This window comes from Flaviramulus basaltis, assembly GCF_900114265.1.
Taxonomy (GTDB): domain Bacteria; phylum Bacteroidota; class Bacteroidia; order Flavobacteriales; family Flavobacteriaceae; genus Flaviramulus; species Flaviramulus basaltis.
Map to the genome: position 1 here is coordinate 325592 of NZ_FPKV01000002.1, position 12836 is coordinate 338427.

Consider the following 12836-nt stretch of genomic DNA (forward strand, 5'->3'; position numbering starts at 1 on the left):
TTATAACTTCAATGCAATCTATTACATTGCTTATTGGCTTTGTGTTTTAAAAAAACTAATTTCGTTTTAAATCAATTTAAGTTCATTAACCCGAGCCTTTGTTTTAAAAGCATAAAATGTTTAAAAAGAATTTCATTTATGTACTTATTTTAATAGTAAGTGCCATTACTTTATCTTCATGCAAGAGTGGTTCTAGTCTAACCGAATCAACACTAACTGAAAATTCAAATGCATCAATTCAAAAACCCTATGTTATTTTAATTTCTCTGGATGGTTTTCGTTGGGATTATGTAGATAAGTATAAGCCACAAAATCTTACTAACTTTATAAATAGTGGTGTAAAATCGGAGTCTTTAATTTCTTCATTTCCTTCTAAAACATTCCCCAATCATTACACCATTGCAACAGGTATGTACCCTGATAAACAAGGTATTATTGGCAATTCATTTTATAGTTATAAAAAAAATACAATCTATAAAATGGGAAATCGTGAAATGGTTGAAGATGGCACTTTTTATGGAGGTTCTCCTATTTGGGTGCAAGCAGACAAAGCAAATATGGTATCTGCTAGTTATTTTTTTGTAGGTTCTGAAGCTAATATTCAAGGTTTAAGGCCTACTTACTATCATCATTATGATGGTGAAATTAAAAATAATGCTCGCGTTAAAGAAACACTAAAGTGGCTAGCATTGCCTAAAAAACAAAGACCACATATAATTACCCTGTATTTTTCTGATATGGACAATGTTGGACATACATATGGACCAGATAATGACGAAAAACTAAAAAAAACCTTATTCGATTTGGATAAGAATCTAGGTGATTTGTTTAAAGGAGTAAAAGCAACAAATTTACCAGTAAACATTATCATAGTTTCAGATCATGGAATGGCAACTCAAAAAGCGTCTAATTTTATATCTATTGAAAATATAGATAATAAAAACTTATTTACATTAATCGATAATGGAGCTATTTTAAACATTCACCCTAAAAACAATATTTCTACCGATTCTATAATACAATATTTAAAACCTAAGGAAAATCATTTTAAAGTTTATAAAACAGAAAACACCCCTGGTTTTGAATATACTCCCAAAAACAGAGATTGGGGAACCGTACAAATAATTCCAGATTTAGGTTATTATTTTAGCTCAAACCAGCGTATTGAATACATGAAAAAAAACGCCATCACAACTGTTGGTGTACATGGTTATAATCCCGAATATAAAGACATGCATGGTATATTTTATGCCAAAGGTCCTGCTTTTAAAAAGGGATTCGTATTACCGTCCATAAAAAATATTAATATTTACCCTTTAATGTGTGAGATATTAGGTTTAGACATCCCAGATGATATTGATGGTGATTTAAATAAAATAAAAAGTGTTTTAAAAAATGATGACTAGCTAAACTTATTTAAACCATTTCATAAAACTCTAACAGATAATATTTTAAAACCTAAATACATAGCTTTTTTTTAATTTTTCCTTTTCGTTAAAAAAGCTAATTTATTTCAGTACAAAACGGTTTCATCTAATCATTACAAAAAAACCTCTTCTAACTACAACGAAGCAAGATTTGACTAAATAAATTTCTTGAGTTGTTACCAAATTTGCATAAACAAAAATATATAATTATGCGAATTTTAGTAACAGGAGCAACTGGAAATCTAGGCAGTTCAGTGATTGAAACATTATTAAAATACCTTAAACCAACAGAAATTTCAGCGTTGGTAAGGACAGTTGATGATATTTCACAATTAGAATCTAAAAAAATAAACGTTTTTAAAGGAAATTATGATGATGTAATTTCTCTTGAAAAAGCTATGATAAATGTAGATTCTGTTTTGCTCATTTCAGCAAGTGATGAGGGCAACCGTATAAAACAACACCGTAATGTAATTGATTCCGCTAAAAAAGTAGGCGTGAAAAATATTGCTTATACAAGTAGAGCAATGAGAAATAGGGAAACACTAGCTCATCAACTTATGGAAGAACACTTTCTAACAGAAGATTATATTAAATCATGTGGATTAAATTATGTAATTTTCAGAAACACCTTGTATATGGATGTACTACCAATTTTTATAGGTAAACATGTTTTTGAATCAGGGATTTTTCAACCAGCTGGACATGGTAAAGTAACATATGCCTTAAGAAAAGAAATGGGAGAGGCAATGGCAAATGTATTGGTAAAAGAAGGCTTTAAAAACAAAACATACAAATTTACAAATAATGAAGCCTATTCTTTTTATGACATTGCTACACTTTTGACAGAACTTTCGGGTATAAAAGTAAATTATACCCCTGTTGACAAACTAACTTTTCAAGAAAAAATGAGACCAACAGGTATACCTGAATCGATGCTTCAAAAAGTAATTGAGTTTAATACCGATATTAAAAATGGACAAGAGGACGAAATCACCAACAATCTTGAGGAGAAATTAGGTCGTAAACCAACAACATTAAAAGACGGATTAAAAATTCTCTTTGGATTATAAAACCACCTTTATTGTATGGCTAAATCAACACCTTATCATATAAAAACTATTGCAGAATACCACAATTTAATGGATTTGCCAAAACCAGAACATCCATTAATTAGTGTTTTAAAATTTGAAGACATAAAGCGACAGGACAATAGTCCCAAAAGCATTACTCATAATTTCTATTCAATAGCCTTAAAAAAAGACTTTAATGCAAAATTAAAGTACGGACAACAAGAATATGATTTTGATGAAGGTATACTACATTTTATGTCTCCAAAACAGGTACTCTCTTTTGAATATAGAGCAGATGAAGAACTAAATCATAAGGGTTGGCTATTGCTTGTTCATACCGACTTTTTTTGGAATACAAATCTTGCAAAAAAGTTAAAATATTATGATTTTTTTGATTATAAATTGAGTGAAGCACTACATTTATCTAATAAAGAAGAAAAAATGATTGTGAGTATCTTTCAATATATCAGACAAGAATATGAGGCTAAAATCGATAATTTTAGTCAAAATGTAATTATTGCACAATTGGATTTATTGCTAACATATTCTGAGCGTTTTTATCAACGTCAGTTTATTACTCGAAAGATTACAAACCATCATGTTTTAAATCAATTTGAAGAATTGCTGTCATCATATTATATTAAAGAAAATTTAATAGATAAAGGAATACCTAACGTCAACTATTTTGCAAGCAAATTAAATCTATCTGCTAATTATTTAAGTAAGTTATTAAAAACACTGACAGGACAAAGCACCAAACATTTCATACAAGATAAAATAATTGATTTGGCAAAAGAAAAGCTATCAACAACTAATTTATCCGTAAGTGAAATCGCTTACGAATTAGGGTTTGAGCATATACAATCTTTTAGTAAATTATTTAAAACTAAAACATCTTATACGCCTTTGGAATTTCGAGAATCATTTAACTAAAAAGTCAAACTTAAGCTATAAATAAGTAGTTATGATTATTTAGGAAATAAATATTACAGCTTTTAGCCACATTTTTACTAAACTATATAGTAATTGCAGCTCATAAAAATTACTCTTCTACTTCAAACTCCTCAAAATAAAATCTACTTTTTTATTCGTGTTTTTATTTTCAGAATAAGAATCTGTGACATGTTTTGCCGGAACTGCTAATCCTTTTTTAATTAAAGACTCAATTTCATGAGCGTATTCCAATGATACTTTTCCTGTAAGTAGTAAACTTAAATCTTTACCAGAATGGTAGTAATCGTAAATCTTTTTAAGTCCCGTTAAATACAAATAATCTTTTGTAAAACCGCCACCTCTATGCGCTCTTACCGTAATATAAAATGCTTCTTCACGCTCTAAATCGTATTGATTATGTAGCATCCTAAATGTTCTAGAAAACGAATAGCCTTTTGCTAAACTATCTACCGCAATAACCCGATATGCTAATTCCTTTAAACGTGTAACCGTTAAATTATTACTCATATACTCACTAAAAACAGCTAAACCTTCTTGTGTTTCTTCGTTATTAGGAAAACCATGAGAGAAAATCTTTAAAGGGTGCAACATACCATTCATGGTTGTTACCATGTGTACACCAATTTCATGATTTGTTAAAACCGCTATTTCGTTATCAGAATAGGTATGATGTGAATTTAAAACCAGTGTTTTAATATTATTTAAAACCATAGCAATGGCAGACATTTTATCTGAATGTTTTATACTATAATTAAAATCGTATTTCTCTGAGAATGTTTCAAAAAACACCTCAGCTTCAGTCGCATTATATTTAGGTTGAAATGCTGGAACATCTTTGTTTTCATCTTCAAAATGAAGAATAAACTTAGCATTTTCAACATCGTTTTCTGTTGGTGTTCCAAAACAACGTAAACAGTTATAATAAAACTTTTTTCCTTTTCCTATGGTTTCAACACATTGAATTAAGCCAGAATATGCATAAATAATATCTTCATAAAAATCTTTAATCTCAGCATCTTCAATAAGTTCTAAAGGTTGAATAAATAATTTTCGATGTAGTTTAAACTTATCAAAATTGATGCTTGGATATTTAAAGACAGGATCTGTTAAATATTTAGAAGAAAAAAAACGTGCTTTTTCTTCTTCTATATTTATAGGATTCACATAACTAAGCAACTCAATTTGCTTAACTAGCGCATCAATGCTTTTATCTATTTCTAAAAGTGCTTTTGTAGCTACATTATTTTCAATCTTCATAAAATCTAACTTTTAAAGGCGCTATATACACTTAAAGCATGTTCTGGGATTCTTTTAACAAGTTCCTTTTCAACAGTACTTACTACTTCTGGGTATATAATTTGCTCATATTCATCGCCATATACTTTTGCGATTTCGGTTGCCAAAACTAAAGTATTTTTAAAGTTCTGTGTAATATATTTTAAGAAATATCCATTGCCTTGAAACGTATCATTTATTAAAGAAGTGGATTTTATATTGTGAGGAAACTCAATTTCGGATAAGCTTTGTCTCCAATTCTCAACAAAATCTCCAAAACGAGTGTTATCAATATTACTAGTTCCTAAATTCCAAGTAGGCACTTCCCTATCCCAACGTTTCCAATTGTAGCTATGCATATCGTAAACGGTACAAAATCCAAATTTAGACTCCAATGCTTCTATTAATGCATATACTACTTTATAAAAATTGATGTGTTTTTGCAGGCTTTTATTTTTCATCGCTTCAGAAAGTGGTGTTTTCCATAATTTTTTACCCCAAGCGGTTTCAAAAACAGCTTCTTCTGGTACTCGGTTTAAATCATATTCAAAACGAGAATCGCATCCAGCAATAACTATAGGGTGCGATTTAATCATGTTTTTTGTTTCAGGATCCTCTTCATACCAACGGTCGTATTCTGTATGTATGCAATTATCCCAAAGTTCTTTTCTAAACTGATGCCCATCATGCACTGCTGCGCAGGCATATGGAACGTAATCATCTATTTTTATGGTAAATGAATAATCTGAAGACACGGCTTCAAAGATTTCGCCTGCTTCAATTTTCTTTAAAATTTCAGAAATCGACAAACACTCCATTTTATTTTAAAATCTTTTTTAAGTGACTATATGCCATTTTCTCCATATTATCCATTCCGCCATCTGCAAAAGCCATGAGCTTAATATCTGCAAATAAATCTGCTAAATCATTTCTATAATAATCATGAGTTTTTACAGCTTCTATTATATTTTGAATGCTTTGGTAATCGTTATCATTTTCAAATTGTTTATGTACGCGTTCAAATACATTTTTATCAACTCTGGATAAAATATATTCTTTTTCATTTTGAGTTTCATTTAAATCTGAATGTGCTACAAATAACAGAATATAAGCTAGTAATTCATCTTTTGTCCATGTGCTTGGAGTTTCCATATTTGAGGTTACTAAACTTCCCCATTCTGTCCAAGAACCATCATACACCGAAATATTTTTATATCCTGAAATTTCTGCGCCCAAAGCCAAAACACAAGCCGTAATACCCGAACCACATGAAAATATAACATCATCATTTTTATCGGCAACCATGTAAAAAGCCTTTTCTAAGTCTACTTTTGGTTTTAAAATACCATTATCTAATAAATCTTCAAAAGGCAAATTAACGGAGTTTGGAATGGTTCCCATACGTAAACCTGCTCTTGGTTCTGGTTCTAAACTTTTGAATCTGTTTGCTGAGCGTGCATCAACAATTGTATGTGTTTTATTTTTTGAAGCTACGACTATATCATTAAAAAACTTCATGTAATCTGGTTGAAGTTTTGCTGTAAAATCACCAACTTCTCCATTATAAAGTTTCATAGGTTCTGTTTGGTAATCTGCTTTTAACCAAGCGGGGAATCCGCCATTTAAAACCGCTACGTTATTATATCCAAAAGATTTAAACAACCACCAAACTCTAGCACTTGAGTAAATGCCTTTATCGTCTGAGATTACGATAGTGCTATTTTTATTTATTCCTAAATTTCTAGCTTCTTTTTGAAATTGTTCAATAGAAGGAAACGCACTAGGAAACGGATTTGATGCATCGCTAAACTTATTTTTTATATCGAAAAGTCTTGTATTTGGAATTTGTTTTTGTGAAGCATCAAAAACTTTATTTATGGTTCCATCTAAAACAACAAGGTTTTCAGTACTCAAATGTTCATGAAGCCATTCTACTGAAACTATAGGTTCTTTTAAAGAAATATCAGAATTCATTAAAAAAGGTTTTACTGATTAATACAACTGAAAACTGGAGACTTATTTAAGCGTCTTGCACTGTTTTTCTAAGTCTTGTACGTCTATCAAAAGCTTGAAGTTTATCGAGAACTTTCATTTCTAAGAAGTCGATTACTTTTTCTTCAATTTTAACTTTAAGCTTATACACTTTATTGATGTAAGTGATTCCGCCTGGAGACATAACATTAACCTCAACTAACTTGCCACCAATAACATCAATACCAACAAAATAAAGTCCGTCGTTTACTAATTTAGGACCAATTTGCTTACACAATGCTTTTTCATCTTTGGTTAAGGTGTGCCTTTGTACACTTCCACCAGCAGATACATTAGAACGGTGATCATCATTTCCTGGCACACGTTTCATAGCACCTACAGCTTCGCCATTTAGCATTAAAATACGCACATCTCCTTGATCTGCTCCCTCAATATAATCTTGAAGAATAACATAATTTGAAGAACCATCTCCACTTGTTATATAAAAATCGAGCAAAGAATTAATATTACTCATCGCCGATTTTTCAATTAAAATAACACCAGAACCACCAAAACCATTAAGTGGTTTCAATATCATTTTATCTGCTTTAGATTCTTTAATCTGATTGATTAAATAGTTTTTACTTTTTGATACGTGAGTTGCTGGAATAATATTACTATGTGCATCTCCAAAAGCTGCAGTATATAATTTATTGTTTGCTTCTCGCATACCTTCTAAAGAATTCATGATAAAAACATCGTCTTTTACAGAATCTAAAAAGTTTAGCATAATAGGATCTAATGGAGGGTTTGCTCTAAAGAAAATCACATCAAAACCAGCAAGCGGTAACATTTCTTCTCGTAATTTAGCCTTACTATAAAACGACTTTAAAGATGCAGGCGTTTTTTCCATTCTACCTATAACCGTACAATTAGCAGTAGTTACACTATTTCTAATGGTTAAATTTGCAGGTGTACACATCGCAACTCCATGTCCTCTTTTAACACATTCTTTAATTAAGGCTAAAGTAGTATCGTTTTCAGGATCTATATCCTTCCAAGGATACATTATAAAACAAACGTTCATTTTCTATTCTTTTTAGTTCTCTTATCTACGAGAATGATGATTTATTATAAGAAGCTTTCTTAAAAAAAAATTAAAAAAAGTCCTGTTAAACTTGATTTATACTTTTAAGAGAACTGCTTTACTTTGTAGTTAAAGTTAGATATTTTATTTCACTTCATCGTAATTATCATCCCACTCTTTTGGCTTTGGATCGTGTAATTTACCTAATGATTTTGCTACTAGCATAGACACTGTGGCATCTCCAGTAACATTTACAACGGTTCTACACATATCTAAAGGTCTATCTACTGCAAAAATAAGTGCTAACCCAATTGGTAGTAATTCTGCTGGAAACCCAATAGATTCTAATACAATAACCAACATTACCATACCTGCACTTGGTACTGCTGCACTACCAATAGATGCAAGTAACGCTGTAGCGATAATAACAAGTTGATTGGTAAATGTTAATCCTTCTGGCCAAATAACCTGCATGATAAATACGGCGGCTATACCTTGGTATAAACTTGTTCCATCCATATTTACAGTAGCACCAACTGGTAACACAAAACCAGAAACTTCTTTATCTACACCTAAATGTTCCTCAACACGTTCCATAGTTACTGGTAATGTTGCTGCACTACTACTTGTTGAAAAAGCTAAAAGTTGTGCAGGGCTTATTTGTTGTAAAAACCACATTGGTGATTTTTTTGCGTAAACTTTAATTAATAACATATAAAAACCAATCATTATAATAAGTCCACCAACAACACAAAGCGCATACCATAGTAGTTTTACAAGAATATCTGGATCATCAAAAGCTATAATTACGTTTGCTAATAATGCAAATACGGCGTAAGGAGCAAAAAGCATAATTAAATCTACCATTTTCATTACCACTTCATTTAACGAATCGAAGAAATCAATTAATGGTTTTGCTTTCTTTTCTCCAATTAGTAATAAACAAATACCAACAAATAATGCAAAAAAGATAACTTGAAGCATAGAAGCTTCTACAAAAGACTCAAAAATATTACTCGGAAAAATATCTACTAAAGCTTGTAATGGGCCTGCATCTTTTTGAGCAGATGCTTTCACTAATTTATCGGTTACGCCTGCATCATTTTCATATTTTAATTTAATTTTCTCAATAGTATCCTGTGGCATTCCATTACCTGGTTTAATTGTATTTACAATGGTTAAACCAATAATAATGGCAACCAAAGTAGTGGCCACATAAATACCTATGGTACGTAAACCCATGGATTTAATTTTAGAAATATCTTTTAAATCTGATATTCCTTTTATTAAAGAGGCTAGAATTAACGGTACGGCAATAAGTTTAAGAAGATTAATAAAAATGGTTCCAAAGGGTGCAATCCAATCGGATACAAATCCTTTTCCGCCGTCAACGGTATTCATAATAAAACCAAAAATGATTCCAAGAACCATTCCTATAATAATCTTCCAGTGTAATGCTAGTTTCTTCATGTGCTATTTATCTATCTAAGTGGAGAACAATATAAAAATTTTTATGTGTTCTCGTAAGTATTATTGCTATTTTGTAGGTATTACTTTTTGTATGGTTCCATCTTCGTTATAATACAACTTATCAAAACAAATAGATCTTCGGAACGGATGCGGACTTCCTTTGTGCCCCCAACCAAACTTCTCCTCTACTTCTGGATGGTTTTTATAATACAAATCGGAATTATGGTAAAACATATACCATTCTCCTTTGTACTCAACTATAGAATGATGGTTTGTTCCACTATTCATTTTTTCTAAAATAACACCTTTATATTCAAATGGTCCTAAAGGATTATCGCTTGTACAATATTTAATCTCTCCGCTTTCTCCAACATAAGACAGGTAGTAAACACCTTTGTATTTATGCATCCAAACGGCTTCAAAAAAGTCGTCTGTTCCCTCAAGTAAATATACTTTACCATCATAAGATGTCATGTCTTCATTAAGTTTTATAGCATTAACTACCAATTGCCCCATATAAAGGTATGCTTGTCCGTCGTCATCAATAAAAGCAGCTGGGTCAATGAAATCTCGGTTACAAACAACACCTTCTGTATTAATATCAATTAAAGGTTTATTTAAAGGATCTTTAAAATAGCCAGTTGGAGAATCGCTTATTGCCACGCCTATTTTACTTGCCTCAACAGGATAATAGAAATAGTATTTCCCATTACGTTTAATACAGTCAGGAGCCCAAGCTCTTGTTGATGCCCATCTTAAACTATCTAAAGAAAAAGCAACACCATGGTCTGTCCAATCTTTCATGTTTGTGGTAGAAAATACGTGCCAGTCTTTCATCGTGAATTTAACTGCATCGTCTTCATCATGTGATGGATATACATACAACGTATCGTTAAATACTCTTGCAGAAGGATCTGCAGTGTACATATGTTGTACAAATGGATTTTGTGCTAAACAGATTATTGAGAATAGTAATAGAATAAATGTGAGTTGAATTTTAGTCATACTTATTTATTGTTGAAATTCTTTTTTAAGAAGATAACAAGATAAGTGTTTTTCATCACCCATTAAAGTGGCATCTTTTTTAAAACTAACAATTAACAGATTAACTCTCGTCTCCTCCTTTTAATGATATTTTAAAATAGATTTCTATCTATTTAGAAATGGTAAAAAAAGCCAGATATAGCTTCTAATAAATTTTATTAATTAGATAAAAATCCGCTATTACCAATGCTGCCATTGCCTCAACTATAGGTACTGCACGTGGAACCACACAAGGATCGTGACGCCCTTTTCCATGCATCTGAACAACCTTACCTTCTTTATCTATAGTTTCGTATTCTTGAATAAGCGTTGCTACAGGTTTAAAAGCGACATTAAAATAAATATCCATACCGTTGCTTATACCGCCTTGAATACCTCCAGAATAGTTGGTTTTTGTAGAACCATCAGTATTAAAAGCATCATTATGGTCACTACCATACATCGTACTTCCATGAAAACCACTACCATATTCAAAACCTTTTACTGCATTTATTGAAAGCATGGCTTTACCCAACTCGGCATGTAATTTATCGAATACAGGCTCGCCTAAACCAGCAGGAACATTTTTAATCACACAGCTTACAATACCACCAACAGTATCGCCTTTACCACGAACTTCTTTAATGTAAGTTTCCATTTTAGAAGCGATTTCTTGATCTGGACAACGTACAATATTAGATTCTACTTTTGTAAGGTCTAATTTGTTATATGGTTTGTCTAATTTCATGTTACCTACACCAGAAACGTAAGCAATTATTTCAACACCACTTAACATTTGTTTTGCTACAGCACCTGCAACAACACGACATGCTGTTTCTCGTGCCGAACTTCGCCCGCCACCTCTATAATCTCTAAAGCCATACTTTACATCGTAAGTATAATCGGCATGACTTGGTCTATAACTATCTTTTATATGTGTGTAATCGTGAGATTTTTGATTGGTGTTTTCAATAACAAACCCAATTGGTGTTCCGGTTGTTTTACCTTCAAAAATACCTGAATGAAATTTTACGGTGTCTGGTTCTTTACGTTGGGTAACAATAGCAGATTGACCAGGTTTACGTCTATCAAGTTCTTCTTGTATAGCTTCTAAATCTAACTCAATCCCCGGTGGGCATCCATCAATAACACCTCCTAAAGCAGGTCCGTGAGATTCTCCATAAGTTGTTAGATTAAATAGTTTTCCAAAGGAATTTCCAGCCATAATATATTTTTGTTGCTAAAATAAAGCTTTTTTCCAATTCAACTATCCTAAAAACAGCACTTATAATGATATTTCACTAATTTATTTTATCTGTTAAAAGCTAAAAAAAACATCTTTTCTAATTGTCCAAAACCTATAAATATATCTTAAGACACTGATAATCAAAGTTAACTTCTTAAAGCTTTAGATATCCAAAACAAACCCCATAACTTTCAAAGTTTTAACTTATTGAGTTTTTAGGTAAATTATCTCTAATAAATGAAGTATTGATATTCCATTAAGCCTAGTAATTTCTAATACCAGCATAACCTTTAGTTAACAATATGCTTATATATATATAATTATAGGATAATGATTACGTAATATGAAAAGTTGTTATTTGTACCTATCATATTTACCCCAATTGAAAATAAAAAGAAAAATAGAAATCGCCGTTATATCTGATGTTCATTTAGGAACTTACGGGTGTCATGCCAAACATTTATTAACTTATTTAAATAGCATTGAGCCTAAAAAACTTATTTTAAATGGTGATATTATTGATATTTGGCAGTTTAGCAAACGGTACTTCCCAAAATCGCATTTAAAAGTCATCAAGAAAATTATGGATATGGCTTCTGATGGTGTAGATATAATTTATATAACAGGAAACCATGATGAAATGCTCCGTAAATTTAGTGGTACTACCATTGGCAAAATTTCCATTGTTGACAAACTGGTTTTAAAATTAGATGGCAAAAAAGCATGGTTTTTTCACGGAGATGTGTTTGATGTGTCTATACAAAATGCCAAATGGCTTGCAAAACTAGGTGGCTATGGTTATGATTTTTTAACGTTGCTAAACAGGGCTGTAAATTGGTATTTAGAAAAACGCGGGAAAGAGCGGTATTCATTATCTAAAAAAGTAAAAAATGGTGTTAAAGGCGCTATTAAATATATTAATGATTACGAGAAAGTTATTTCTGATTTAGCTATTGAAAATGGTTATGATTACGTTGTTTGCGGACACATACATCAACCAAAAATGGAATATATAGAAAATAAACATGGTAAAACCATGTATTTAAATTCTGGTGATTGGGTTGAAAACTTTACGGCTTTAGAATATCAATTTAAACGTTGGAAGATTTACAATTATAACAAAGATAAACTTGCTCCTTTTATAGTTGATGAAGATTTTGAAGATATGGACATCAGTAATTTAATTGCTGCCATCACCATTGTTGAGCAAAGTGAAAAGAAGAAAAAAAAAGAAAAAAACTAACTTTTCATTTTCTATATTTATCTAATTCCTTTATTACTGTTAAACATTGCTAAGTATTTGTTTATAT

11 protein-coding genes are annotated in these 12836 nt (G+C 31.1%); 4 read left to right on the forward strand and 7 right to left on the reverse strand.

The genetic code is table 11. The annotated features are described in order from the left end of the window. Positions 1-116 precede the first annotated feature (116 nt). The 3 genes from BT151_RS08125 (at position 117) to BT151_RS08135 (ending at position 3433) form a co-directional block, all read left to right on the forward strand. A complete protein-coding gene (locus BT151_RS08125; protein ID WP_072401301.1) occupies positions 117-1406 on the forward strand; it encodes an alkaline phosphatase family protein in 1290 nt (429 codons plus the stop codon). A 230-nt stretch (positions 1407-1636) separates the two neighbouring features. Then, positions 1637-2500 carry an SDR family oxidoreductase gene (locus BT151_RS08130; protein ID WP_072401302.1) on the forward strand — a complete coding sequence of 288 codons (864 nt, stop codon included), beginning with the start codon at positions 1637-1639 and terminating at the stop codon, positions 2498-2500. Between the two features lie 15 nt (positions 2501-2515). Beyond that, positions 2516-3433, forward strand: a complete 918-nt coding sequence (locus BT151_RS08135; RefSeq protein ID WP_072401303.1) for a helix-turn-helix domain-containing protein — start codon at positions 2516-2518, stop codon at positions 3431-3433. A 117-nt stretch (positions 3434-3550) separates the two neighbouring features. Here the strand turns inward: BT151_RS08135 and BT151_RS08140 are convergent, their stop codons facing one another. The 7 genes from BT151_RS08140 to aroC form a co-directional block, all read right to left on the reverse strand. Further along, the gene (locus BT151_RS08140) at positions 3551-4711 is read right to left on the reverse strand and encodes a peptidase MATCAP family protein (protein ID WP_072401304.1); all 1161 of its coding nucleotides are present in this window, start codon (positions 4709-4711) and stop codon (positions 3551-3553) included. Between the two features lie 5 nt (positions 4712-4716). Continuing rightward, on the reverse strand, positions 4717-5547 hold the full coding sequence (locus BT151_RS08145) for an N-formylglutamate amidohydrolase (RefSeq protein WP_072401305.1): 831 nt from the start codon (positions 5545-5547) through the stop codon (positions 4717-4719). A 1-nt stretch (position 5548) separates the two neighbouring features. Further along, positions 5549-6703, reverse strand: a complete 1155-nt coding sequence (locus tag BT151_RS08150; RefSeq protein ID WP_072401306.1) for a sulfurtransferase — start codon at positions 6701-6703, stop codon at positions 5549-5551. A gap of 46 nt (positions 6704-6749) precedes the next feature. Continuing rightward, a complete protein-coding gene (gshB, locus tag BT151_RS08155; protein WP_072401307.1) occupies positions 6750-7787 on the reverse strand; it encodes a glutathione synthase in 1038 nt (345 codons plus the stop codon). Between the two features lie 144 nt (positions 7788-7931). After that, positions 7932-9257: a dicarboxylate/amino acid:cation symporter gene (locus BT151_RS08160; RefSeq protein ID WP_072401308.1), complete on the reverse strand. Its 1326-nt coding sequence runs from the start codon at positions 9255-9257 to the stop codon at positions 7932-7934. A 66-nt stretch (positions 9258-9323) separates the two neighbouring features. Beyond that, complete coding sequence (locus BT151_RS08165) at positions 9324-10262, reverse strand: family 43 glycosylhydrolase (protein WP_245794759.1); 939 nt, start codon at positions 10260-10262, stop codon at positions 9324-9326. Positions 10263-10446: 184 nt separating this feature from the next. Beyond that, positions 10447-11505 (reverse strand): chorismate synthase, encoded by a 1059-nt coding sequence (gene aroC / locus BT151_RS08170; protein WP_072401309.1) that lies wholly within the window; start codon positions 11503-11505, stop codon positions 10447-10449. A 403-nt stretch (positions 11506-11908) separates the two neighbouring features. On the opposite strand from aroC, the gene BT151_RS08175 reads away from it, so the two are divergent. After that, positions 11909-12769 carry a UDP-2,3-diacylglucosamine diphosphatase gene (locus BT151_RS08175; RefSeq protein ID WP_394333401.1) on the forward strand — a complete coding sequence of 287 codons (861 nt, stop codon included), beginning with the start codon at positions 11909-11911 and terminating at the stop codon, positions 12767-12769. Positions 12770-12836: the final 67 nt, after the last annotated feature.